The organism is Frankia sp. CgKIO3 (genome assembly GCF_977946435.1).
Map to the genome: position 1 here is coordinate 14,051 of NZ_CDWTMO010000003.1, position 24,539 is coordinate 38,589.

The window sequence follows — 24,539 nt, forward strand, 5'->3', positions numbered from 1 at the left end:
CGATGCCACCGATGTCACGCCGCGCGCGGCGGGTCGATGCGGGGAGTCTCAACTCACCGGCGCACGTGCGCGCAGCCGTTCGATCCAGCTGGCCCCGGACGGGACGAGGCGGACTATCCGAGTCTCCCCGACCTCATCGGCACGTGGCCGGGAGATCACGATCTCCAGATGATCCTGCGTGAGACGTTCCACAAGACCGACGCCCCACTCGACCACGGTGACCGAGGTGTCGACGTCGGCGTCGAGGTCGAGATCGTCGACCTCGGCGACCCCACCGAGCCGGTAGGCGTCCACGTGCACGAGGGGAATCCGCCCATCCGGGTAGATCCGGGCCAGCACGAACGTCGGCGAGGTGACCGTTTCCCGCACGCCCAGCCCGGCCGCGATCCCCTGGGCCAGGACCGTCTTGCCCGCGCCAAGCGGGCCGGAGAGCACGAGCAGGTCCCCGGGTCGCAGCAGGGTGGCCAACCAGGCCCCGAACTCCCGCATGCGCTCCGCCGTGGACACCTCGACCGTGTTCATGTGCCTTCCGTCGTCGCCTCGCTCCGGGGCCCGCGTGGGGAGACGGAGAATGTCTCGGACCGTGCCGACCGACCGGCCCGTGCCGACCCCGACCGACCGGTCCGTCCCGACCGACCGGTCTGTGCCGGCGCCGACCGGTCGGCCCGTACCGACCGCGGGCGCGGCATGGCGCGTGGCACCATCGCCTGCCGTGCCATCTCCCGGATGGCGGCGTTCACCACGTCCGGGCGTTCCAACATGATGGCGTGCCCGGCGCCCTCCTCGACGATGAGCTCCGCCCGGGGCAACACCTCCGCCAGGGTGCGGCTGTGGGCAAGCGGGGTCATCAGGTCGGCGTCCCCGACGATGAGCACGGTCGGGATCTCCGCCAGCCGCTCGGCCGCCACGAGCCGATCGTGGTCGAGCAGGGTGGGCAGGAACGCCGCGATGACCGGGATCGGGGTGTCCGCGACCATGGTCGCCAGGAAGGAGACCACCGACGGCGGTAGTTCGGTCGATCCGAACCCGATGCGCCGCGTCAGCTCCCACGACAGGTCGCTGCCCCGCCGCCGGGCACGTTCGAGCAGGCTCGGCGCGTGCCGCATACCGACCGCGAAACCCGGCAGAACGCGGCGCACCACCCCGGTCACCGACGCCGGCAGCCCGAAGGTCAGCCGGGCCAGCTCACCGGCGCTGGTGGCGAGCAGGGCCACCCCGACGATGCGGTCATCGAACAGTTCCGGGTGGGTGTCGGCCAGACCCAGCACCGTCATGCCGCCCATCGAATGGCCCACCAGGATGATCGGCCCCCGGGGGACCCGCTCGGTGATCACTCGGAAGAGGTCGTCGGCGAGTACGTCGATGGTGCAGTTCTTGACCTCGGACGGCCCGGAACGCCCATGCGCCCGCTGATCATAGAAGACCATCCGGCCGAGGTCCGTGAGCGCCCGCTGCTGCAGGATCCAGGAATCGGCCGTGACGCAGAACCCGTGGACGAACACCAGCGTCACCGGGGCGTCCGACGGGCCGATCTCCTCGATGTACAGCGGAATACCGTCCCCCGCGATCACGGTGGTGACCCAACCCCTGATCGGCTCGATCCGCGCGTCGGACGCGAGATCGGCCATCCCACGCCGACGGCGGATCATCCGCCGCTCGGCGACCAGGCCCGCCGCGACGGCAGCGGCACCGACCACCCCGAGCGACCCCGTGGCCCGAGCCGAGCGGAAACCCGCGATCGCACCCACGGTCTTCGCCATCGGCGCCACCTCTCCTCGGTGCCTCTTCTGCACCGATGATGCACCCGGCCACGCCGGCCGACGGGCCCCCCGGCCGGGACGTGGGGGGCGTCAGCCGGGGCCTGGGGAGCGTCGGATGTGCGGCCGGGGCCGCTTACCGGGCCTGTACGCGGATCCCGTGCTCAGGCGAAGCCCGGCATCGGGAAGGCGGCGGTCAGCTCGGTGACCTGCTCCCGGACCCGGGTGATGGTCGCGGTGTCGCCGGCCACGGCGGCCTTGACGACATCGTCGATCCAGCCGGCGAGCACCGGCATGTGACCGGCGCCCAGGCCGCGGGTGGTGATGGCGGCGGTTCCCAGTCGGATACCGGACGGGTCGAAGGGCCTGCGCTGGTCGAAGGGCACCGCGTTGTAGTTCAGCTCGATCCCGGCCTGGTCGAGCGCCCGGGCCGCGGGCTTGCCGCCGATGTCCCTGCCGGTCAGGTCGATCAGGATCAGATGGTTGTCGGTACCGCCGGTGACCAGGTCGAAGCCCCGCTCCACCAGGGCCTCGGCCAGCGCGCGGGCGTTCGCCACGACCGCGTGCGCGTAGTCGCGGAACGCGGGTGCCACCGCCTCACGCAGGGCGACGGCGATCGCCGCGGTGGTGTGGTTGTGCGGCCCGCCCTGCAGGCCCGGGAACACCGCCTTGTCGATCGCGGTGGCGTGCTCGGCGTCGGAGAGGAGCATCGCCCCGCGCGGGCCGCGCAGCGTCTTGTGCGTGGTGGTGGAGATCACCGGGGCGTGCCCCACCGGCGAGGGGTGTGCCCCGCCCGCGATCAGCCCGGCGATGTGCGCGATGTCCGCGACGAGCACCGCCCCGACCTCCCGCGCGATCGCGGCGAACCCCGGGAAGTCGATCGTCCGCGGGATCGCCGTACCGCCGCAGAAAATAATCCTGGGACGCTCGGCCAGGGCGAGGTCGCGCACCTGGTCCAGGTCGATGCGGCCGGTGCCGGCGCGCACGCCGTACCGGACGCTGCGGAACCACGTGCCGGTCGCGGAGACGCTCCAGCCGTGGGTCAGATGGCCGCCCATCGGCAACGACAGGCCCATCACGGTGTCCCCTGGCTCGGCGAAGGCCAGATAGACGGCGAGGTTCGCCGGGGAACCCGAGTACGGCTGGACGTTGGCGTGCTCGACCCCGAACAGCGCCTTGGCACGGTCGACCGCAAGCGTCTCGATCGGATCGATGACCTGCTGGCCCTCGTAGTAACGCCGACCGACGTAGCCCTCGGAGTACTTGTTGGTCAGCACGGAGCCGGACGCCTCCAGCACCGCGGTAGAGACGTAGTTCTCCGACGCGATCAGCCTGATCGACGAGAACTGGCGCGTGGCTTCGGCCTCGACGAGACCGGCGAGTTCGGGATCGGCGACGGCGAGGTGGGGAATCGGTGGTTGATGCACCTTGACCTCCGGCAGGTCTGATCCGGCCGGGGGTGCCCAGGCGCGCGGCACCGTTCCGCTCGATCGCTCCCCGGTGGTCAGTTCCACCTCGATGCGCCAGTCACGACTCCGGGCCGAGTCTAGGGAATGGGCCCCGCCCCACGGCACCGGATCCACGCCGGTGCGACGCGTCGCGACGGCACCGGGCGTCGTGAAGACGACAAATATCGTGAAGAAGACAAGCCGGGCGTAGGCCACAGCGCCGACGCCCGCCGGACCGGGTGGGAGCGGGCCGACTACCGTGGAAGTGCTGCCCCCGGCTGGATCGACTGGATCGACTGGATCGAGAAGCCGGGAGCGGGCGGATCCGGTGGGATCAGATCGATCAGCGGATGTGGACCGGAGGCGGAGATCGTGCGGCTGAGGTGGCACAGGAGCAAGGACATCCCGGCGAGCGCCGGCCGTCGTCTGACGGGCCCGGAGCGCGCCGCCGCGCTGGGGGTGCCGGACGACACCGAGCCGGCCGAGGGCCCCGGCGCCGCGGCTCCGGCTCCGGTGTCGGCCGGGCCGGTGATGCTGACACTGACTACCCGTTCCCGTCTCGAGGAGGCCGAGCGCGAGGCCGCCGTCTCCCGCCCCGTGCGTCGGCGGATGGAGCGCGGCTCGCTCGGCGGCCACGTGTCGCCCACCGGCGGTCACGGTTCCGGCGGTGCCTGCGGCCCCGGCGGCTGCGGCTGAGCCCGCATCCCGCATCTTCGACTCGTCCGGCGCTGCCCGAGAGGCCGCCCGACGGGCTGTCATCAGACGTAGCGGCGGGGGACCCGAGCCCCGACCCGGCTGACGATCTCGTAGTTGATGGTGCCCAGCGCCGCAGCCCAGTCGTCCGCGGTCGGTTCGCCGCGGTCACCGGGGCCGAAGAGCAGCACCTCGTCGCCGGCCGCCACCTGGTCGTCACCCACATCGAGGACGAACTGATCCATGCAGACCGTGCCGGCGATGCGGCGGCGCCGCCCGCCGAACAGCACCTCCGCGGTGTTCGTCGCGGACCTGGGGATGCCGTCGGCGTAGCCCAGCGGCACCACGGCGAGCGTCGTCTCGCGTGTTGTCGTGTACCGGTGCGCGTAGGAGACGCCGGTTCCCGCCGGTACCCGCTTGGTCAACGCGGCGTGCGTCGTCAGCGTCATCGCGGGGCGCAGACCGAAGGCCGCCGGCGGCCCGACCTCCGGGCCCGGGGACAGTCCGTAAACGGACACTCCCGGTCGGACCAGGTCGAAATGCGCCTCCGGGCTGACCAGGGTGGCCGCCGAGTTCGCCAGATGCCGCACGGATGGGTGTAGCCCCGCCTTCGTGGCGATGTCGATCGCATCCCGGAAACGCCCGATCTGACCCTGCACCGTGGGATGCCCGGGGGCATCGGCGAACGCGAAGTGGCTCCACACGCCGATCACCTCGATCACGCCCTCGGCCTCGAGTGCCGCCGCGGCGTCGCACAGCGCCGGCCAGTCGGCCTCCGTGGCTCCCGCCCGGCCGAGGCCCGTGTCCGCCTTGAGGTGCACCCGGGCGGTACGGCCGGTCCGCCGGGCCGCCGCGGCGGTCTCCTCGAGCGCCCAGCCCGCGGACGCGGACAGGTCGACATCCGCGGCGATGGCGGCGGCGAACGATTCACTGGGCGCCGCGAGCCAGGACAGCACCGGGACGGTGAACCCGGCCGCGCGCAGGGCGAGCGCCTCCTCGAGGAACGCCGTGCCGAGCCAGGTGGCCCCGCCCTCCAGGGCCGCCCGCGCGCACGGGATCATGCCATGGCCGTAGCCGTCAGCCTTGACGACCGCCATGGTGGCGGCGTCGCCTGCCCGGGCGACGAGGGCGGCCACCGACGTGCGGACCGCGTCGAGATCGATGGCGACATAGGAACGAAGATCATTCCCGGCAGGAGGATCGGCCCGCTGTTCGGTCACGCCGTCACGCTACTCCGCGTGGCATCCGTCGCTGGTCGAGCAGGTCGCCGATGACCTGGGGCAGGATGGCGGGCAGATCATTCGCTGCCAGCGGCACGGGGGCCCGCTCGGCGGCCCGGCCGTGCAGATAGGCGCCGACCGCCCCGGCCGTCGCCGGGGCGAGCCCGGCGGCGAGCAGCGACCCGATCAGGCCGGTCAACACGTCACCGGTCCCGGCGGTTCCCAGCCATGCCGATCCGGTCGTGTTGACCAGCGCCGATCCATCCGGCCGCACGACGAGCGTGCGGGCGCCCTTGAGCAGGATCACCGCTCCCGTCGCCGCCGCGGCCCGCCGGAGAACGGCGAGCCGATCGTCGGCGAGTTCGGCGGCGGTGGTCTGCGCATCCCCGCCAAGGGCGACCGAGACGAACCGCTGGAACTCGCCCTCATGCGGTGTGATCAGCACCGGCGCCGCCCGCTCGACGACGGCAGCGAGCCGCGCCGCGATGATCTCGGCAAGCGGGTCGAGGCCTCCCGCGTCGACCAGGACCGGAAGGTCCGTCGCCAGCAACGCCGTCAGCAAGGTACGGACCGCGGGTCCCGGCGCCAGGCCCGGGCCGATCGCCCAGGCCTGGACCCGGCCAGCGGCCAGCATCGCGTCGGCGTCACCGGCCTCGATGGCGGTCACGACGGCCTCGGGATGCGACATCCGCACGAAATCGCCGGCCCTGCTCACGACCGCGCCGACGGCCTCGCCCGCGACCTTCTCGGCGTGCCCCTCGGCCTTCTCAGCGTGCCCCTCGGTCACTACCCGCAGATACCCGGCGCCGCCGCGCAGCGCGCCGCCGACCGCGAGCACCGCGGCGCCCGGATAGGCGCCGCTGCCGGCAACGAGGCCAAGGACCCCGCGACTGTACTTGGACGCCCTCGGGCTGGGAACGGGCAGCGCCGCGGCAACGTCGGCATCGTCGAGAGCGCACAGGTCGGGTTCAGGCAGGTTCAGTCCGATGTCGACCAGCTCGACGGGACCGGTGTGGGCGGCACCGGGCATGAGCCACAAGCCGCGTTTGCGGGTACCGAAGGTGACGGTACTGCTCGCCCGGACCGCCGGCCCCGCGACGGCCCCGGTATCCGCGTCCACCCCGCTGGGGACGTCGACCGCCACCGTCCGTTCGGGGGGCGCCAGAACGGCGAGCCGGGCGTACGGCTCGCGCAGCCCGGCCCGGCCACCGATGCCGAGCAACCCGTCCAGCACCAGATCGGCGGCGGCGAACAGAATACGCAGCCGCTCATCGTCGATCGGCTGCCCCGCACCCGCCGGACCGCTCCCGCCCACCACCGGACCCGGATGGTGCAGTCGACCACCGGCCGCGAGCAGGGCGGCGGTGCCTTCCGGATGGGTGCGGCCGGGTGCCACCGCATCAACCCGCGCCCCTCGGGCGGCCAGCCGCGCTCCGGCCCAGAGGGCGTCACCACCGTTGTCGCCACCGCCGGCGAGCACGACGACGCGGGCACCGTAGACCCGCCCGAGGCGTCGTGCGGCGTGCGCGACGAGCCCGTGCACCGCCCGCTGCATCAGAGCGCCGGGGGGCAGCGAGGCGAGCAGCGGCGCCTCGGCACCTCGAACCTGTTCAACCGTATGGGCATTGCGCATGCCGACATGCTGCCCCGCTCCGATCCGCGGGCGCCCGACAGGCCGGCACGGGCCCACCGGACCCGACCGTGCTCAGGTCTCGGCAACGACCATCGCCACGGCCACGCCGCCGTCGTGGGTGAGCGAGAGATGCCAGGACGCGATGCCGAGCCGGGCCGCCGCGGCGGCCACCGTGCCGATAATCCGTAACGACGGTCGCCCCCCAGTACCGAGAACCACCTCGGTGTCGTGCCACTCGAGACCGGGGGGTGCGCCGAGAACCTTGGCGACCGCCTCCTTCGCCGCGAACCGGGCGGCCAACCGCTCGGGCCGGGCGAGGCTCCGTTCGGTCGCGGTGAACAGCCTCATCGCGATGCCCGGCGTGCGTGCCAGCGTCACGGCGAACCGGTCAACATCCACCACGTCCACGCCGACGCCCACCACCGCCACCTGGGAAGGTTCCCACAAACGCGGTGTTACCCCGCCGTCGGCACCGGGACGGCCGGTGAGGTCCCCGCTAGCCGGTTCACGCCCACCTCGCCGAGGCGCCCGCGCCCCGCTGATCAACGCTTCGTCGATCAGCGCGTCGCAGCCCGCCCCGGGGCCGATCCGCCGTTGCCGTCGTCCTTGCTGCCACCATCGGGAGCGGTGCGGCCCTTGTCCGCGCCGGTACCCGTGGCGGCACCCTCCGGTCTCATCGGGGGCTCGACATCGTCCCCGGCGAGGATCTGGTAGAGACCACGGCGGGTCTCGGCGAGCAGGGACCGCGCCGCGGCGATCTGCGCTTCGTCTCCGGCCTGGGCCACCTGGACGATGGCCGCACCGACGGCGAACGCCAGCGTTCGCAAACTGGTGAGATCGTCATCGACCGCCGCCGCGGCAGTCTCCCACGGCTTGCGCCCCCTTGCGCGTGCCTCGACGTGCGCCCGCCCGGCGTCGGTGAGATGGAAGACTCGCTTGCCCTCCGCCTCCTCCGCGCGCACGAGCCCCTCGTCGGCCAGCAGCGACAGGACCGGGTAGACCGACCCCGGGCTCGGCCGCCAGATGCCACCACTACGCTCCGCGAGCTCACGGATCATCTGGTAGCCGTGCATGGGCTCCTCGGCCAGCAGCGCGAGCAGCGCCTCCCGGACGTCACCCCGCCCCACCTTCGGCCCACGGCCGAAGCTGCCGGGACCGCCAAAACCGGGGCCGCCGAACCCCAGACCGAACCCCGGGCCGGGAAAGCCGCCGAACGGCCAGCCCGGTCCGCCCCGGCGGCCTCTCGGCCCGCCTCCTCCGTGCCCACCGTGCTCACGATGCCCGCCGTGGCCACCACGGCCGGCGCGACCGCTCTCGGAGTGGTCCTGCTCGCCGGCCACCGCCTCCGACCGGCCACCACACTCCCCCCAGGCGCTCACCGCCTCGAAGAAGTCCCGCAGCCGGGACGGGCCGAACCCGGCCTCGCATCCCCAGCGGCCCCATGGGCCCGACATCACCTGTGAAACCACGATCATTCCCTTCGGGTCGGCGCGACCGGAGCCATCCGCTCACACCTCATCACGTAGGCTCACGATATATCGCGATGCAATCGATAACAAGACCTACTCGCCTAGGCATCCCCGAACCGCGCGAATTCCGTAGGATTGAGCAGTGATCATTTCGGGGTCCGGGGAGAACGGGCACGGCGGAGACGCCGTCACCCCGCTCGAGGCAGCCTTCGAGGAACGTGCCTGCGCACAGCACGCCGGCACCGACGTCTTCATAGAAGGGGTGAATCTGGCCCTTCTCGGTCGAGTCGAACAACTCCGCATCCGCCCCACCAACGCATCCGGCACGGTGGACGACGACGGTTCGTACGAGGTCCGCCTGGAGGCGGCCGACGACGGGCCACGGACGGGCTGTACCTGCACCGAGGGATCCACCGGCTCGTTCTGCCGGCATGCGGTCGCGGTCGCCCTCGTGGCCACCAGCTCGGCGGGACTCGCCGAGGACGACGAGGACATCGAGGGGGAGGACGGCGCGATCCTCGGTGAGGAGACCCTCTTCACCGACGACCCGGTCCACGCCGCGATGCGCGTCTTCCTCAGCCGCGCCCCTCGCGCCGAACTCGTCGAGACCCTGCTCGACGCCGCCGACGACAACGACGCCGTCGCCGATGCGCTGTGGGAGGCGACGGTCGCCTGGCACGGCCGTCAGCACGGAGCGACGCCGTCCACCTGACCAGGCAGGCCCGAGCCCAGCCCCCCCGCCGCGCCGGTACGCCGCCCGATGCCAGGGGTCCCCACACCGCGCCGAAGGCGCAGTGTGGGGAAGGGCTTATTCGACTGTGACCGACTTCGCCAAGTTACGCGGCTGATCGACATCGAGGCCGCGCGCAAGCGCCAGCTCGCACGCGAAGACCTGCAGCGGTAGCGTCGTGACCAGGGGCGCGAACAGCGACGCGGTCGCGGGCACGCGGATGAGATGATCGGCGAACGGTTCGACGGCGGTGTCGCTCTCTTCCGCGATCACGATCGTGCGGGCGCCACGCGCCCGGACTTCCTGGATGTTAGAAACGATCTTTCCGTGCAGGTTCGCATGACCCCGTGGGGACGGCACAACAACGAACACCGGCAGGCCGGGCTCGATGAGCGCGATCGGCCCGTGCTTGAGCTCCCCTGCCGGGAACCCCTCGGCGTGCATGTAGGCGAGTTCCTTGAGCTTGAGGGCCCCTTCCAGGGCCACCGGGTACCCCACATGACGACCGAGGAAGAGCACCGCCCTCGCGTCGGCCAAGGCACGGGCGAGCTCCCGCACCGGCTCGACCGTTCCCAGCGTCCGTTCGATCAGCTCGGGCATACGCTGGAGCCGCTCGACGTACGCAGCGACCTCGTCGCCGTAGAGCACGCCGCGCACCTGGGCCAGGAACAGGCCAACGAGAAGGCACGCGGCGACCTGCCCGAGGAAGGTCTTGGTGGACGCGACCCCCACCTCCGGGCCGCAGCGGGTGTACAGCACCGCATCGGACTCCCGAGGGATCGTAGAACCGTTGGTGTTGCAGATGGCCAGCACCCGTGCCTTCTGCTCGCACGCGTGTTTGACCGCCATCAGCGTGTCCAGCGTCTCGCCGCTCTGGCTGATCGCGATGACGAGGGTGGACCGGTCGAGCACCGGGTCGCGGTAGCGAAACTCCGAGGCCATCTCGACCTCGCAGGGCAGCCTGGTCCAGTGCTCGATCGCGTACTTTGCGATGAGGCCGGCGTGGTAGGCGGTACCGCAGGCGACGATGAAGACCTTGTCCACGTCCCGGAAATCCTGGACAGACAGCCGCTCCTCGTCGAGCACGATCGCACCATCGGCGGAAAGCCGACCGCGCAGCGTGTCTGCCAGGGCGGTCGGCTGCTCGCTGATCTCCTTGAGCATGAAGTACGGGTAGCCGCCCTTCTCGGCGGCGCTGGCATCCCAGTCGACGTGGTACCGCCGGCCCTCGATGATCTGGCCGCCGAAGTCGGTCACCGTCACGCCGTCCCGGCGAGCCTCGACCACCTGATCCTGCCCGATCTCCAGCGCCTCCCGGGTGTGGGCGATGAAGGCCGAGACGTCGCTGGCGAGGAAGGTCTCCCCCTGACCAAGCCCCACGACTAGCGGGCTGTTGCGCCGGGCCCCGACAACCACCTCCGGGAAGTCGCGGTGCAGCACGACCAGGGTGAACGCGCCTTCCAGCCGCCGGCAGACCCGTCGCAGCGCGGCGGTCAGCGGATGCGCGCCCCCGTCGTACCCGCGGTCGGCACCAGCGCCGGCACCAGCAAGCTCGACTTCGAGGAGATGGGCGACGACCTCCGTGTCGGTCTCACTGGCGAGCTCGTGGCCGACCGTCTCCAGCTCGACCCGCAATGCGGCGAAGTTCTCGATGATCCCGTTGTGGATGACGGCGATGGCGCCGGTGCAGTCGGTGTGCGGATGGGCGTTCGCGTCGGTCGGTCCACCGTGCGTGGCCCACCGGGTATGCCCCATGCCGGTGGTGCCGGGCATCGGCCTGGAATCCGGATTCTCGGCGAGCAGCTTCTCGAGGTTGGACAGCTTGCCGGCACGACGCGCCGTCCGCAGTGCCCCGGCGCCGACCACGGCGACACCCGACGAGTCGTAACCCCGGTACTCCAACCGCCGCAGACCGTTCAATCCGACATCCAGTGCCGCCTGGTCGCCGACGTAACCGATGATCCCGCACATGCGGCTCAGCGTACGCAGGTTCCCGGAAGTGAGAGCGTACCGGGGGACGCTCGGGGCAAGGTGTCCGCTTGTGGCCGCGGCGGGACCGGTCAGCGACGGGATCGGTCAGCGCGCCGGCGGCAACGCGGTGCGCACGACGGCGGCGAGCCGCTGTGCGACCGCCCGCGCGGCGGCGTCGGTGCCCGCCTCGACCATCACCCGCACGAGGGGTTCGGTGCCGGACGACCGCAGCAGCACCCGACCCTCGTCACCGAGTTCCGCCTTGGCCAGGGCGACGGCCCGCAGCAGTTTCTCATTGGTGTCCACCTGCGTCCGGTCGACGCCACGCACGTTCACCAACACCTGGGGCAACCGGGTCATCGCCTTGGTGAGCTCGCCGAGCGGTTGTCCGGTCTCGGCGACCCGGCCCAGGATCCGCAACGCCGTCAACAACCCGTCGCCGGTCGTCGCGTAGTCCAGGAACACCACGTGCCCGCTCTGCTCACCGCCGAGCACGTAGCCTCCGGCGCGCATCGCCTCCAGCACGTACCGGTCCCCGACGGGTGTGGTGACGACGGTGATACCGGCCTCCCGCATCGCGTGGTGAAAGCCCAGATTCGACATCACGGTGACCACCACCGTGTCGTCGACCAGCTCACCCCGCTCGGCCAGCGCCAGAGCACACATCGCCAGGATCTGGTCGCCGTCGACGACCTCACCGGTCGCGTCCACGGCGAGGCAACGGTCCGCGTCGCCGTCATGGGCGATGCCGACGTCGGCACCGTACGCCACGACCGCGGCACGCAGGCTGTCGAGATGGGTGGCACCGCTGCCGTCGTTGATCGCTGTCCCGTCGCCGTCGGCGTGCAGCGCGACGACATCGGCTCCGGCCGCCCGCAGCACCCGAGGGGCCAAGGTGGAGGCGGCGCCCTGGGCACAGTCGACGACGACCCGCAGGCCGTCGAGCGGCACCGGCAGCGTGGCCAGCAGATGCGCCGCATACCGGTCGAGGAGAACCGGTTCGTCGTGGACCCGACCGACGTCGGCGCCGACGGGACGGCGGCTGGGAGGTAGGGCCATCCGCCGCTCGATGGCGTCCTCGACCTCGTCGGGCAGTTTGAGGCCGCCGGCGGCGAACAGCTTGATACCGTTGTCCGGCATCGGGTTGTGGCTGGCGGAGAGCATGACACCGAACATCGCGCCGCTGGCTGCGACGGCGTAAGCCACCGCGGGCGTGGGTGCCACCCCGATCCGGGCCACGTCGGCACCGGAGGCTGCGAGCCCGGCGACCACCGCGGCCTCCAGGAACTCCCCGGAGGGCCGCGTGTCCCGGCCGACGACCACTACCGGCTTACCGGACCCGGAGGGCCCACTCGCCCGGTTCGGCCCAGCGAGAACCTCGACCGCCGCGGAAGCCAGCGACAACGCCTGCTCCGCGGTTAGATCGATGTTGGCGACACCTCGGACGCCGTCGGTGCCAAAGAGCCTCACCATTGAGGTCTCCCTTGTCGAAGATCGTGGCGGAGACCAAGGGGGGCACCGGTGGCACCGATCCCCTCCAGGAGCGCGCCTCCGGGGGCACGCCCGCGAAGGGGATCCAAGGTCAGCGCTTGCTGTACTGCGGAGCCTTGCGGGCCTTCTTGAGCCCGTACTTCTTACGCTCCTTGACCCGAGCGTCACGGGTCAGGAAGCCGGCCTTCTTCAGGGTAGGCCGGGACTCCTCCTCCGCCAGCGTCAACGCGCGGGCGAGGGCGAGCCGCAGCGCACCGGCTTGCCCGGAGACGCCGCCACCGTGCAGCCGGGCGACGATGTCGTACGACTCCGTCCGATCCAGTGCCTTGAGCGGCTCGTTGACGAGCTGCTGGTGCACCTTGTTCGGGAAATACTGCTCAAGCATGCGCCCGTTGAGCGTCCACTGCCCGGTCCCCGGGAGCAGACGCACCCGGACGACCGCCTCCTTGCGCCGCCCGGTGGCGCGGGGATTGCCCTGTACGTCGGTCACGACAGCCACGTCGCGTTCCTTCCTCGGTTGATGCGTGGTTCCCGGGGCCGGTACCGGCGGGCGGGAGGACCCCGCCCGGCGACCGGCTCAGGAGGTCCGCGGCTACTGCGCGACCTGGATGATCTCGAATGGGGTGGGCTGCTGCGCCTGATGCGGGTGGGTCGGACCCGCATAGACCTTCAGCTTGGTCCCCTGGGCTCGGCCGAGTTTGTTCTTCGGCAGCATGCCCTTGATCGCCTTCTCGACGATGATCTGCGGACGGGTATCGAGCAGCTCCCCGTAGGAGGTGCTGCGCAGACCGCCCGGGAAGCCGGAGTGCCGGTGGTACTGGGCCTGCTCCCGCTTGTTCCCACTCAGGGCGACCTTGCCCGTGTTGATCACGATGACGAAGTCGCCGGTGTCGATGTGTGGAGCGAAGTACGGCTTGTGCTTTCCACGCAGGAGCGTGGCGGCCTGGGTCGCCAGCCGACCGAGCACCACGTCGGTGGCATCGATGACGTGCCACACACGCTGGACATCCGCGGGCTTGGGCTGGTACGTGCGCACAGGTCTGCCTTCTCGTTCGGACGATCCCGCCAGGAGACTCCCAAGGGGCCTCTCACGGATCTCGTCAAGAATGATCTCGTCAAGAATGTGGAGCGCGCAGACGGGACGTGTCACGCGCAGCAGTCTTTGAGGTTACCAGGCGATCGGAGCGGTCCACCCGGGAGGCCGGTCCACCCGGGGGGCACGGAAAGCGGGAGTACCGGCAGTACCGGCAGTGCGGACATGCAGGGGAGACGGACATGCAGGCGGCCCGGCCACCGACCATGGACACCTGACCGCGCTGAATCCCGCCAACAAGCTGGCTATTCTCACCAGGATGACGGAGATGGGCAGCGGGCGATCCGACGGGCGCGAGGGGCACGAAGCCCCCGGGCACGAGGGGCCGACCCCGCTGTCCGGAGGCGCCGGCCACGATCGGACGTTTCCCGCGCCGGCTGAGGGCCGGCGGTCGGCCGGCGCGCCGGAGGGCGGCGGTCCGGCAACCGGTCCGGCCGACCGGGGAGGCACCACGGGCCCGACAGCAGTGACGATTCCCCGCCCAGGTGGCCCGCACCCCGACCTCGACGGCTGGACTCCCCCCGCCGACGATCCCCTGTTCGGGGGATCCCGGACGTACTCGTTCTCGCCGAAGCCGACCTCCCTGCGGATCACACCGCCCGACACCACGCAGCCCGACACCACATCGCTCGGCATAACACCGTCCCCGACCACCACGAGCTTGGGCACGGAGCCAGCCGGGACCGGCGCCGCATCCGTACCGCAGCCGGGTCCGACCCGCTATGAGCGCCCGGCATCCCGTCCACGGGACTCGGGCACGCCGGCCTATCCGGGTGTCTCCCCCGGCACAGATGCCGTTACTGGCGGTCCCACCCGCATCGGTGAAACCGGCGAATCTCACCCACCCGCCGCGGCTGATGGCGGATTCGGCGACGGCGATCCGGTCGACATCCATTCGATCGACGACGATCCGATCAACGGGTCGGCACCGTCCGCCACCGCCGCATCGAGCGCCCGTGGCGCGTACCCGTCGAGGTGGGGGCGGAGCACTCAGGACCAGGCCGGGGGCCGTGGGGTCCGCGACACTCGGCGGTTGCTGGCCGGCGTCGCCGGGGCCGTCCTCGTCCTCGTCGCGGCGGTCGCGGTCGTGGTGGTACGCAGCGGGGACAACGGGCACAACGGGCGCGAGACGCCCACCACCCGGCAGACGCTCCCACCAATCCCGGCCGGCTTCCTCAACAGCGCGACCCTCGACTCCGACCCGGTGACCGCCGACGAGTTCTTCTCCGACGAGCAGGTCGAGGCCGAGGGACGGAACTACCGGCGGCTCGCCCGCAAACTGGACAACGGTTGCCCAGATCTCACCGGTGGTCTGGTCACGCAGCTCAAGGACCGGCGCTGCCGGCAGGTGGTGCGGACGCTGTTCCTCAGCACCCCGGGGGACGGCGGACGCCAGGTGCTGGCCGGCGTCACCGTCTTCGTCCTCGACGAGCTCACCACCGCCACCGCCACCGCGGACATCCTCAACCAGGGGCGCGGTGGCATCGTGCCCCTCCCCGTCCCGGCCAACTCGATTCCGAACGCGCGGACCACCGGCCCGGGTGGGAACAACTCGTGGCGGGGCGCGATCACCCGCGGGCACTACCTCATCTACACGCAGGTCGCCTACACCGACGGCACCCAGGGAGCAGGGACCGATCCCGCGCTGCGGAACGCCCAGACCGATCTGAGCACACTCGCGACCGAGCCCATCGGAGACCGAGCAGTACTCGGCCACGGCCCGCGCCACTGACCCACCGGCGACCGGGCCCACCGGCGACCAGGCCCCACCCTCAACCGGACGGCGTGGGGGGAATCCGAACGGCCCGGGTGACCTCGGCCCGGGCGGCCAACTCAGGATCGGGCGGGTAACGCACGTCCACCAGCGTCAGGCCGTGCGCCGGCGCAACGGTGACGGCAGGGTCCCGGACACCTCGGTGCAGCACCGCCGCGGGCCACTGGGGCGGCTTGCAGCCCTCCCCGACGGCAAGCAGGGCGCCGACCAGCGCCCGGACCATGGAGTGGCAGAAGGCGTCGGCCTCGACGTCGGCCACGACGACCCCGTCAGGCCGGCGGAGCACATCGAGGCGCAGCAGCGTGCGGACGGTCGTCGCGCCCTCCCGGCGCCGGCAGAACGCGGCGAAGTCATGCTCGCCAACCAGGAACAGCGCCGCCGCCGCCATCGCGGGCACGTCGAGCGGACGAGGCCAGGCCAGGGTGTCGAAGCGCCGCAGGGGTTCGGCTCCATACGGAGCGTCGGTGATGCGGTAGACGTAGCGGCGGGAGAGTGCGGAAAATCTGGCGTCGAAGCCGGGCGGTGCCGGGGCGAGCCCGATGATCCGCACGGCCCGGTCCAGGACACCGTTCAGCCGCCGCGCGAGGCCGCCGAGCGGCACGTCGTCTGGGAGATCAACGTGCGCTACCTGGCCGACGGCGTGGACGCCCGAATCGGTCCGTCCGGCGACGGTGAGCCGTACCGCCGGCAACCGCGCCACCCGCATAAGGGCATCCTCCACATCGCCCTGCACGGTGCGTTGGCCGGGCTGGCGGGCCCATCCTGCGAACGGCGTCCCGTCGTAGGAGAGGTTCAGCCGCAGCCGAACCAGCCCGTCGGTCATCGTCATCACCGGCGGGCAGCCGCCTCGCGACCCGCGGGACATCGTCCCGCGGAAACTCCCGGATCGGACATCTGTCTCTCCCCCGTGCAAGCGACGACGCGGCGGTGCGACGGCACTAAAACGAAAGCCCGCCGCCCATGATGGGCGGCGGGCCTGCGCGGATCTACTCCAGGACGCGAGGTCCGGGCCGAAGGCCGAAGATTCCGGCCTTCGGCCCGGACCTCAGTTTGCGGAGTTCTGCTCCCCGGTGCCGGAGTCCTCCCCGGTGCCGGAGTCGTCCGCCTGCCCGGTCGTCGGCTTGCCGGCGGCCCCTTCGGCGGGGGTGTCTGCCGGCTCCGCGGCCTCGGCTGCCACAACAGCCGCGGTCGGCGACTCCTGGGCCAGGTCCTCCGCCGCCTCCGCGGTGGCGCCGGTGGGCTTACGACGAGCCTCGAAACGGGTGTCCCGCGCCCGCTCGGCCTCACTGACGGCCTGCTGGCCGATAGTCAGCGCCTCGACCAGCTCGATCCGGGCCAGCGGGGCGTTGTCACCCTTCCGGTTTCCGATCTTGATGATCCGGGTGTAGCCACCGTTCCGGTTCGCGTAGCGCGGACCGATCTCGGTGAACAGGGTGTGCACGACCGAGTTGTCGCGTACCTGGCGCATGACGCGCCGGCGGGCGTGCAGGTCCCCCCGCTTGGCGAAGGTCACCAAACGCTCGGCGTACGGACGCAGCCGCTTGGCCTTCGCCTCGGTGGTGGTGATGCCGCCGTGCTCGAACAGCGCGGTGGCGAGGTTGGCCAGCAGCAGCCGCTCATGTGCGGGGCTGCCGCCGAGCCGGGCGCCCTTGGTTGGCGTGGGCATGATGAGTGCTCCTCGTTCCTTTCACTGTCCTGCTGGTCACCGGCCTAGCCAGGCTGCCCGCCCGAAGGACGCGGCTCTCGCCACCGGAGGGTCGCCGAGGGCCCCCGCCGGAAGCGGAGGCCCTCGTGGAGAGTCAGTACTGCTCGGTCTCGACGAACTCCGCGCCGTCGTCGGACGGGTCGGAGAACGACGGGCTGTACGTGTCGGTGCCGTAGGTGTCCACGGCCTGGCGCGGGTCGAACCCGGGCGGGGAGTCCTTGAGCTGCAGGCTCATCGCGCCCAGCTTCGTCTTGACCTCATCGATCGACTTCTGCCCGAAGTTACGGATGTCGAGCAGGTCGGCCTCGCTACGGGAGACCAGCTCGCCGATCGTGTGGATGCCCTCACGCTTGAGGCAGTTGTAGGAGCGGACGGTCAGGTCCATCTCCTCGATGGGCAACGCGAGGTCGGCCGCCAGCGCCGCGTCCGCGGCGGACGGGCCGATGTCGACGCCCTCCGCCTCGGCGTTGAGCTCCTGCGCCAGCCCGAACAGGCCGACCAGGGTCTTGCCGGCGCTGGCCATCGCGTCTCGCGGGGAGATCGACGGCTTGGTCTCGACGTCAACGATGAGCCGGTCGAAGTCGGTCCGCTGCTCGACGCGGGTGGCCTCGACCTTGTAGGTCACCTTCAGCACCGGCGAGTAGATCGAGTCGATCGGGATCCGCCCGATCTCCTGGCCGGCCTGCTTGTTCTGGGCCGCGCTGACGTACCCGCGCCCCCGCTCGACGGTCAGCTCGATCTCGAGCTTGCCCTTGTCGTTCAGAATGGCGAGCCGCAGCTCGGGGTTGTGCACCTCGACGCCCGCCGGCGGGGCGATGTCCGCCGCCGTGACCTCGCCGGGGCCCTGCTTGCGCAGATACATCACGGTCGGCTCGTCGTTGTCGGAGCTGACGACCAGTTCCTTGAGGTTCAGGATCAGGTCGGTCACGTCCTCCTTGACGCCGGGCACGGTGGAGAACTCGTGCAGCACGCCGTCGATGCGGATGCTGGTAACCGAGGCACCGGGAATGGAGGACAACAGGGTCCGGCGCAACGAGTTACCGAGGGTGTAGCCGAAGCCCGGCTCCAGCGGCTCGATCACGAAGCGTGAACGGAACTCGGAGATCGGGTCTTCGATGAGGGTGGGACGCTGAGCGATCAACATGAGAACGTCCTTCCGACCACGGCGACCGCCATATGACGCCGTGTGGTGCGGGCCCCCTGACGGGAGCCGGTGGGCGGAACATCGGTCCGTTCCGCCCACGGGGTGGTGTCCGGGCGGAGGCCCGCCCGGACTCCAGTGTGCTCCGCCCCCTGACTGCGGGGACGACGCCGGCAGACCCTACTTGGAGTAGAGCTCGACGATCAGCTGTTCCTGCACCTGAGTGTCGATCACCTGCCGCGCCGGCAGCGAGTGCACCAGGATCCGCAACTGGCTCGGGATCACCTCCAGCCAGGCCGGAACGGCCCGACCCTGACCCGCGGTCTCCCGGGCCACGATGAACGGCGTGAGCTCCCGGGCCTTCGGCGCGATCTCGACGATGTCGTTCTCGCTGATCCGATAGCTGGGGATGTCGACCTTGCGGCCGTTCACCTGGACGTGGCCGTGCCGGACGGCCTGACGGGCGGCGTCCCGCGAGGGTGCGAAGCCACCCCGGTACACGACGTTGTCGAGCCGCGACTCAAGGATCTTCAGCAGCTCGTCACCGGTCTTGCCGGCCCGGCGATTCGCCTCGTCGTAGTAGCCCCGGAACTGCTTCTCCAGCACGCCGTAGATTCGGGCGCACTTCTGCTTCTCGCGCTTCTGCAGCAGGTACTCGGAGTCCTTAGTGCGGCCACGGCCGTGCTCGCCCGGCGGGTAGGGCCGGATCTCGATCGGGCACTTCGGGGTGTCGCACTTGCTGCCCTTGAGGAACAGCTTGGTCTTCTCGCGGCGGCAACGCTTGCAGTCCGCGCCGGTGTAACGGGCCATCTAATCCTTCTCTCTCGTTTCCTGGCGCGAACTCGAACGCAACGCCACGACACCGGCCGGCGTGGAGCTCCGGCCGCGGCCGCCTCGCCGCATGGTCACACCCTGCGCCGCTTGGGGGGGCGGCAACCGTTGTGCGGGGTCGGGGTGACGTCCTGGATCGCACCGACCTCGAGGCCCGCGGCCTGCAGGGAACGGATCGCGGTCTCCCGGCCGGAACCCGGGCCCTTTACGAAGACGTCGACCTTGCGCATCCCGTGCTCCTGCGCCTTGCGGGCCGCGTTCTCGGCCGCCATCTGGGCGGCGAAGGGCGTGGACTTGCGGGAGCCCTTGAAGCCGACATGGCCCGCCGAGGCCCAGGAGATCACGTTCCCGGACGGGTCGGTGATGGAGACAATCGTGTTGTTGAACGTGCTCTTGATGTGAGCGTGTCCGTGGGCGACGTTCTTCTTTTCCTTGCGCCGGACCTTCTTGGCGCCGGCTGCGCGCGTCTTGGGAGGCATGTTCGCGTGTGGTCTCCGTGTACGAGGTCGTCGATCAGTGGTCGGCGGCGGCGGGCCCGAGCGGTCCGCCGGGGACCCTGACTACTTCTTGCCGGCCTTCTTCTTGCCGGCGATGGCGCGGCGCGGGCCCTTGCGGGTGCGCGCGTTGGTGTGCGTGCGCTGGCCGTGGACGGGCAGGTTACGCCGGTGACGGAGCCCCTGGTAGCACCCGATCTCCATCTTGCGGCGAATGTCCTGCTTGATCTCCCGGTTGAGGTCACCCTCGACCCGGTAGTTCGCGTCGATCCAGTCGCGCAGTCTGACGATCTCTTCCTCGCTCAGATCACGAACACGCGTGTCCGGGTTGACCCCGGTGGCGGCGAGGGTGTCCCGGGAGCGGCTGCGGCCGATCCCGAAGATGTAGGTCAGAGCGATCTCAACCCGCTTCTCGCGGGGAAGGTCGACGCCGGAGAGGCGTGCCATGAACGGATGTTTCCTTCCTGCGGCCGGAGGTCTCGGGCGATGCCGTCCCGGCCGGCGCCGGGCCGGGCGGGCCCCGGCCTCCGACCGGGGGTAGGTCGTCCCGGATGGGACGCCTGGCATCGCTTGGATGCGGTGGGCCGCCTCTCGGCGGGCGGCACGTGCTGCGCCACCCGCCGGGACGAGGCCGCACCCGTCAGGACATCAGCCCTGACGCTGCTTGTGACGAAGGTTGTCGCAGATGACCATGACTCGCCCGTGGCGACGGATCACCTTGCACTTGTCGCAGATCTTCTTGACGCTGGGCTTGACCTTCACGGCTGTTGCGGACCTCCTGCGCAGCCGCGGGCCGCGCGTGGCGATTGAGTGGAGCTACGGGCGAGTGAGAAGAGATCGACTACTTGTAGCGGTAGACGATGCGGCCGCGGGACAGGTCGTAGGGCGAGAGCTCGACCACGACGCGGTCCTCCGGCAGGATCCGGATGTAGTGCTGGCGCATCTTCCCGCTGATGTGGGCGAGAACACGATGACCGTTCTGGAGCTCCACCCGGAACATCGCGTTCGGGAGCGGCTCCACCACACGGCCTTCGATCTCGATGGCCCCGTCCTTCTTCGGCATGTCCTCCGCTGTCCTGACGTCGACTATGGGACGGCGGCTCGGCCGCGACCGGTCGGCCCTCCGAAATATTCGGAAAAGCCAAGGTCAGAGGCTTGAACTACCCCGAGAGGAGCCCGAACGCACCAACCACACTGCCACCGACCGCAACTGCCATAGACAGGACTGCTATAGACACGGTGGAGCACACCGGCGTGAGAAGACCGCCAGCTAAAGAGTGTACGCGGCGACCCCCGTCAAGGGTCAACACGACCCCCGCTCAGAGTCGACGCGACCTCAGCCGGTTCAGCCGGTTCCAGACGGGGCGTCAGCCGGCTGCCCGCAGGCGACCCCGAGCTCGGTGAGTTTCGCCGCTCCGCCGTCCGGCGCCGTCAGCACCCACGGCCCACGCGGAGTGATTGCCACCGAGTGCTCGATGTGGGCGGCGAGGCTGCCGTCGCGGGTCACGACGGTCCAGTCGTCGGGGAGCACGGCCGTGTCCGGCGACCCCATGGTGATCATAGGCTCGATGGCCAGCGCAAGGCCCTCGATCAGCCGGATGCCACGGCCGGGCCGGCCGTGGTTGAGCACGTGGGGGGGCTGGTGCATCTCGCTGCCGATACCGTGGCCCCCGTAGTGATCGACGATGCCGTAGCCATGTGGACGGACATGCCGCTCGACGGCGGCGCTGATGTCGGTGAGCTTTCCACCGAGCTGGGCGGCGGCGAGGCCCGCCCACAGCGCGCCCTCGCACGTGTCGATCATCGCGAGAACCTCCGGGGCGACCTCACCGACCGGCACGGTGATCGCGGCGTCCCCATGCCAGCCGTCCACGATCGCCCCGCAGTCAATCGAGATGATGTCGCCCTCGCGCAGCACCCGCTTGCGGGTGGGGATGGCGTGCACCACCTCGTTGTTGACCGAGCTGCAGATCGAGGCCGGATACGGCGGCTGGGCATAGCCCTTGAAGGACGGGATACCGCCGTCGTCCCGGATCGTCTTCTCGGCAAGGGCGTCCAGCTCGGCCGTGGTGACCCCGGGGACGACCGCGTCACGCAGCCGCGCCAGCGTCTTCGCGACGAGCAGGCCAGCAACCCGCATCTTGGCGATCTCCGCCGCCGTCTTGATCTGGACGTGTTCTCGTCGCGCCACGCTCGTCGCCCCGGTCCGTGTTCGTGTTGTGTCCGTTTCCGATGCTAGCCGCCGACCCCCGCAGGACGTACTCCAACGATCTTCCGCGAAAAGCTCGGGAGCCACGTTCAGCCTGGTCCGCGCCCGGACCAGGCCGACGGGTTCAGTCGCCGTAGTGCCGCAGGGCGTCGAGCGCGCGGTCGGTGACGTTGTCCACCGGTCCGGTGGCGTCGATACCGATCAGGATGCCCTTTTCGGCGTAGTACGCCACCAGCGGCGACGTCTGGTCCGCGTAGACCTCGAGCCGATGACGGACCGTCTCCGACCGGTCGTCGTCGCGCTGGAACAGCTCGCCACCACACCGGTCACAAACGCCCTCGACCGACGGCGGGTCGAAGTCGATGTGCCAGATATGACCGCAGTTCCGACAGGTTCGCCGACCGGACAGCCGGCGCACCACCTCGTCGTCGTCGACGACGAGCTCGAGCACCACGTCCAGACGGGTCCCCATGCCATCGAGCATCCCCATGCCATCGAGCATCTGCCCGAGCACCTCGGCCTGCGGGACGTTGCGAGGGAAACCATCGAGCAGGAATCCCTTGACCGCGTCGTCCTCGGCCAAGCGGTTGCGGATCATACCGATGGTGATCTCGTCCGGTACGAGATCACCGGCATCCATGAAGGCCTTGGCCTTGACGCCCAGCTCCGTTCCCTGTCGCACATTCGCCCGGAAGATGTCCCCGGTGGAGATCTTGGGGATCGACCGCGCCTGGGCAATGAACGCGGCCTGGGTGCCCTTTCCGGCACCGGGCGGCCCGACCAGTACGAGGCGCACTACCGGAGGAAACCTTCGTAATTGCGGAGCATGAGCTGGCTTTCGATCTGCTTCACGGTTTCCAGCCCAACCCCCACCATGATCAAAACCGACGTGCCCGCGAAGGGGAACGGCTGGTCCTTGGTCAGGTTCAGCAGTGCCAACGGAAGAACCGTGATCACGCCGAGGAACAGCGATCCCGGGAGTGTGATTCGGTCGAGTACATGTTTGAGGTACTCCGCCGTCGGGTTCCCCGGCCTGATCCCGGGAATGAACCCACCATACTTCTTCATATTGTCCGCGACCTCCGTCGGGTTGAAGGTGATCGCAACATAAAAATAGGTGAAGAAGATGATGAGTGCGAAATATGTCACCAGATAGAGTGGATGGTCACCCCTGGAGAGGTATCTTTGCTCGAAGTCCTGGAAGCTCTGGTTGCTCCACACCTGTCCGGCAAGCTGAGGGAGCTGCAGCAGCGAGGACGCGAAGATGACGGGGATGATCCCGGCCTGGTTGACCTTGATCGGCAGGTAGGTCGACGTCCCGCCGTACATCCGCCGCCCGATTAGACGCTTGGCGTACTGGACCGGGATGCGACGCTGAGACTGCTCGACGAACACGACGAACACGACGATCGCGAGACCGAGCAGGAGCACCAGGCCGAACACCACACCGCCGGCGACCTGGAGAATGCGTCCGCCTTCGGAGGGAAGCCTCGCCGCGATCGAGGTGAAGATCAGCAGCGACATGCCGTTGCCGACCCCCCGGGCGGTGATCAGCTCACCCATCCACATAATGACCGAGGTACCCGCTGTCATCGTGATGACAATTGTCGCGATCCGGAACAGGCTCGTGTCCGGGATGATGGCGGCCGAACAGTCGGGGAACAGCCGGCCGCTGCGGGCCAGCGCCACGATGCCGGTGGCCTGCAGAAGACCGAGGGCGATCGTCAGGTACCGGGTGTACTGCGTAAGCTTCTGCTCGCCCGAGCTGCCCTCCTTCTTCAGCTGCTCCAGCCGAGGGATCACCACAACGAGCAACTGAATGATGATACTCGATGTGATATACGGCATGATGCCAAGCGCGAAGATGGACAGCTGCAGCAGAGCCCCACCACTGAACAGGTTGATCAGCGAGTAGACGTTGCTGCTGTCGGCACTCGCCGAGTCCAGGCAGGTGTTCACTGCGGACGTCGAGACACCCGGCGACGGCATGACGCTGCCGAACCGGAACAGCACCACGATACCGACGGTGAACAGCAGCTTCTTGCGCAGGTCAGGCGTGCGGAATGCCCGCGTGAAGGCGGTGAGCACGGCTCCTCCTGCTGGGATTGCGGACCGACGGGAAGTGGACATCCTGCCCAGTGCGGATCGCCTCCCCCGGCCGGTCGCCGAGGTCGGTTAGGCGACTGTAACAGGACACCCGGCCCACTCGTCCCGACATCACCATGGGTAAGCGATGGTGGACGGCAAGAGACAGCTGACGCCGAGGCGCACGGCCGCCTGGCGAGGGGTCCGGACGGGCGGGGCCGGGATGGGAGCGGGGTGGCATGGCCCATACCCCCACCCATGCTCTCAGCTCTGCGTGACGCTCCCGCCGGCAGCGGCGATCTTCTCCTTCGCGGAGGCCGAGAACGCGTCCGCGCTCACGTGCAGCGCGACGTCGATGTCGCCGTTGCCCAGCACCTTCACCGGCGACTTGCCCCGCACCGCACCCCTGGCCACGAGGGCGGCCTTGGTGACCTCACCACCTTGCGGGAACAGCTCCGCGAGGGTGGCGACGTTCACGACCTGGTACTCGACGCGGAACCGGTTGCGGAAGCCCTTCAGCTTGGGCAGGCGCATATGCAGGGGCATCTGGCCACCCTCGAACCGGGCGGGCACCTGCTTGCGGGCCTTCGAGCCCTTGGTGCCCCGCCCGGCAGTCTTGCCCTTGGAACCCTCACCGCGACCGACGCGGGTTTTGGACTTATGGGCGCCGGGGGCCGGCCGGAGGTGGTGCACCTTCAGGCCGCGGCCACGGACGGCCTGCGCCGAGCCGGCCTCAGTGCTTGCGCCGGTGTCGCCGGTGTCGTCACCGGCGTCGGTCTTCGTCAGTTCGGCCAT

Annotated in this window: 26 protein-coding genes and 1 riboswitch; of the genes, 3 read left to right on the plus strand and 23 right to left on the minus strand. The window is 70.2% G+C overall.

The features are described 5' to 3' along the window. Nucleotides 1–48: 48 nt before the first annotated feature. From tsaE to AC08OJ_RS00860, 3 genes are all read right to left on the minus strand, one after another. On the minus strand, nt 49–522 hold the full coding sequence (gene tsaE, locus AC08OJ_RS00850) for a tRNA (adenosine(37)-N6)-threonylcarbamoyltransferase complex ATPase subunit type 1 TsaE (RefSeq protein WP_476592315.1): 474 nt from the start codon (nt 520–522) through the stop codon (nt 49–51). Next, nucleotides 519–1,760, minus strand: a complete 1,242-nt coding sequence (locus AC08OJ_RS00855; RefSeq protein ID WP_476592314.1) for an alpha/beta fold hydrolase — start codon at nt 1,758–1,760, stop codon at nt 519–521. The genes tsaE and AC08OJ_RS00855 overlap by 4 nt, the downstream gene beginning before the upstream one ends. 161 nt (nt 1,761–1,921) lie before the next feature. Further along, entirely contained in the window at nt 1,922–3,184 is a 1,263-nt protein-coding gene (locus AC08OJ_RS00860) for a serine hydroxymethyltransferase (RefSeq protein WP_476592326.1), read from the minus strand. Nucleotides 3,185–3,211: 27 nt separating this feature from the next. Further along, nucleotides 3,212–3,298, minus strand: a riboswitch (ZMP/ZTP riboswitch). A gap of 12 nt (nt 3,299–3,310) precedes the next feature. On the opposite strand from AC08OJ_RS00860, the gene AC08OJ_RS00865 reads away from it, so the two are divergent. Then, on the plus strand, nt 3,311–3,901 hold the full coding sequence (locus AC08OJ_RS00865) for a hypothetical protein (RefSeq protein ID WP_476594849.1): 591 nt from the start codon (nt 3,311–3,313) through the stop codon (nt 3,899–3,901). A 62-nt stretch (nt 3,902–3,963) separates the two neighbouring features. Here the strand turns inward: AC08OJ_RS00865 and alr are convergent, their stop codons facing one another. The 4 genes from alr to AC08OJ_RS00885 all read right to left on the minus strand — a co-directional run bounded on the left by alr (nt 3,964) and on the right by AC08OJ_RS00885 (nt 8,226). Then, nucleotides 3,964–5,118, minus strand: a complete 1,155-nt coding sequence (gene alr / locus AC08OJ_RS00870) for an alanine racemase (RefSeq protein ID WP_476592313.1) — start codon at nt 5,116–5,118, stop codon at nt 3,964–3,966. A gap of 4 nt (nt 5,119–5,122) precedes the next feature. Then, the gene (locus AC08OJ_RS00875; RefSeq protein ID WP_476594850.1) at nt 5,123–6,751 is read right to left on the minus strand and encodes an NAD(P)H-hydrate dehydratase; all 1,629 of its coding nucleotides are present in this window, start codon (nt 6,749–6,751) and stop codon (nt 5,123–5,125) included. 72 nt (nt 6,752–6,823) lie between these two features. Next, nucleotides 6,824–7,180 carry a holo-ACP synthase gene (locus AC08OJ_RS00880; protein ID WP_476592311.1) on the minus strand — a complete coding sequence of 119 codons (357 nt, stop codon included), beginning with the start codon at nt 7,178–7,180 and terminating at the stop codon, nt 6,824–6,826. A 128-nt stretch (nt 7,181–7,308) separates the two neighbouring features. Next, nucleotides 7,309–8,226: a PadR family transcriptional regulator gene (locus tag AC08OJ_RS00885; protein WP_476594851.1), complete on the minus strand. Its 918-nt coding sequence runs from the start codon at nt 8,224–8,226 to the stop codon at nt 7,309–7,311. Between the two features lie 136 nt (nt 8,227–8,362). On the opposite strand from AC08OJ_RS00885, the gene AC08OJ_RS00890 reads away from it, so the two are divergent. Beyond that, nucleotides 8,363–8,932, plus strand: a complete 570-nt coding sequence (locus AC08OJ_RS00890) for an SWIM zinc finger family protein (RefSeq protein ID WP_476594852.1) — start codon at nt 8,363–8,365, stop codon at nt 8,930–8,932. Nucleotides 8,933–9,028: 96 nt separating this feature from the next. Here the strand turns inward: AC08OJ_RS00890 and glmS are convergent, their stop codons facing one another. The 4 genes from glmS to rplM form a co-directional block, all read right to left on the minus strand. Further along, the gene (gene glmS / locus AC08OJ_RS00895; RefSeq protein WP_476594509.1) at nt 9,029–10,921 is read right to left on the minus strand and encodes a glutamine--fructose-6-phosphate transaminase (isomerizing); all 1,893 of its coding nucleotides are present in this window, start codon (nt 10,919–10,921) and stop codon (nt 9,029–9,031) included. Between the two features lie 105 nt (nt 10,922–11,026). Further along, complete coding sequence (gene glmM, locus AC08OJ_RS00900; RefSeq protein ID WP_476594508.1) at nt 11,027–12,394, minus strand: phosphoglucosamine mutase; 1,368 nt, start codon at nt 12,392–12,394, stop codon at nt 11,027–11,029. Nucleotides 12,395–12,503: 109 nt separating this feature from the next. Beyond that, nucleotides 12,504–12,911, minus strand: coding sequence for a 30S ribosomal protein S9 (rpsI, locus tag AC08OJ_RS00905; protein ID WP_476594507.1), 408 nt, complete (start codon nt 12,909–12,911; stop codon nt 12,504–12,506). 93 nt (nt 12,912–13,004) lie between these two features. Then, entirely contained in the window at nt 13,005–13,448 is a 444-nt protein-coding gene (gene rplM, locus AC08OJ_RS00910) for a 50S ribosomal protein L13 (protein ID WP_476594853.1), read from the minus strand. Nucleotides 13,449–13,773: 325 nt separating this feature from the next. Here rplM and AC08OJ_RS00915 point away from each other — a divergent pair, with 325 nt between their 5' ends. Continuing rightward, complete coding sequence (locus AC08OJ_RS00915) at nt 13,774–15,237, plus strand: hypothetical protein (protein WP_476594854.1); 1,464 nt, start codon at nt 13,774–13,776, stop codon at nt 15,235–15,237. A gap of 40 nt (nt 15,238–15,277) precedes the next feature. On the opposite strand, the gene truA is transcribed toward AC08OJ_RS00915, so the two are convergent. The 12 genes from truA to rplO form a co-directional block, all read right to left on the minus strand. Beyond that, the gene (truA, locus tag AC08OJ_RS00920) at nt 15,278–16,102 is read right to left on the minus strand and encodes a tRNA pseudouridine(38-40) synthase TruA (RefSeq protein ID WP_476594855.1); all 825 of its coding nucleotides are present in this window, start codon (nt 16,100–16,102) and stop codon (nt 15,278–15,280) included. 222 nt (nt 16,103–16,324) lie between these two features. Then, nucleotides 16,325–16,945 (minus strand): 50S ribosomal protein L17, encoded by a 621-nt coding sequence (gene rplQ, locus AC08OJ_RS00925; RefSeq protein WP_462185706.1) that lies wholly within the window; start codon nt 16,943–16,945, stop codon nt 16,325–16,327. 133 nt (nt 16,946–17,078) lie between these two features. Next, a complete protein-coding gene (locus AC08OJ_RS00930; protein WP_476591757.1) occupies nt 17,079–18,128 on the minus strand; it encodes a DNA-directed RNA polymerase subunit alpha in 1,050 nt (349 codons plus the stop codon). A gap of 177 nt (nt 18,129–18,305) precedes the next feature. Then, a complete protein-coding gene (gene rpsD, locus AC08OJ_RS00935) occupies nt 18,306–18,935 on the minus strand; it encodes a 30S ribosomal protein S4 (RefSeq protein WP_011435062.1) in 630 nt (209 codons plus the stop codon). Nucleotides 18,936–19,030: 95 nt separating this feature from the next. Then, on the minus strand, nt 19,031–19,435 hold the full coding sequence (gene rpsK / locus AC08OJ_RS00940) for a 30S ribosomal protein S11 (protein WP_011435061.1): 405 nt from the start codon (nt 19,433–19,435) through the stop codon (nt 19,031–19,033). Between the two features lie 81 nt (nt 19,436–19,516). Continuing rightward, nucleotides 19,517–19,897 (minus strand): 30S ribosomal protein S13, encoded by a 381-nt coding sequence (rpsM, locus tag AC08OJ_RS00945; protein ID WP_462202433.1) that lies wholly within the window; start codon nt 19,895–19,897, stop codon nt 19,517–19,519. A gap of 201 nt (nt 19,898–20,098) precedes the next feature. Further along, a complete protein-coding gene (rpmJ, locus tag AC08OJ_RS00950) occupies nt 20,099–20,212 on the minus strand; it encodes a 50S ribosomal protein L36 (RefSeq protein WP_003956441.1) in 114 nt (37 codons plus the stop codon). Between the two features lie 79 nt (nt 20,213–20,291). Then, entirely contained in the window at nt 20,292–20,513 is a 222-nt protein-coding gene (infA, locus tag AC08OJ_RS00955; RefSeq protein WP_006541558.1) for a translation initiation factor IF-1, read from the minus strand. A 282-nt stretch (nt 20,514–20,795) separates the two neighbouring features. Next, nucleotides 20,796–21,641 (minus strand): type I methionyl aminopeptidase, encoded by an 846-nt coding sequence (map, locus tag AC08OJ_RS00960; protein WP_462202436.1) that lies wholly within the window; start codon nt 21,639–21,641, stop codon nt 20,796–20,798. Between the two features lie 142 nt (nt 21,642–21,783). Further along, entirely contained in the window at nt 21,784–22,455 is a 672-nt protein-coding gene (locus AC08OJ_RS00965) for an adenylate kinase (protein ID WP_476594856.1), read from the minus strand. Then, entirely contained in the window at nt 22,455–23,747 is a 1,293-nt protein-coding gene (gene secY / locus AC08OJ_RS00970; protein WP_476591756.1) for a preprotein translocase subunit SecY, read from the minus strand. Before secY ends, AC08OJ_RS00965 begins: the two co-directional genes overlap by 1 nt. Nucleotides 23,748–24,008: 261 nt before the next feature. After that, nucleotides 24,009–24,539: a 50S ribosomal protein L15 gene (gene rplO / locus AC08OJ_RS00975; RefSeq protein ID WP_476594857.1), complete on the minus strand. Its 531-nt coding sequence runs from the start codon at nt 24,537–24,539 to the stop codon at nt 24,009–24,011.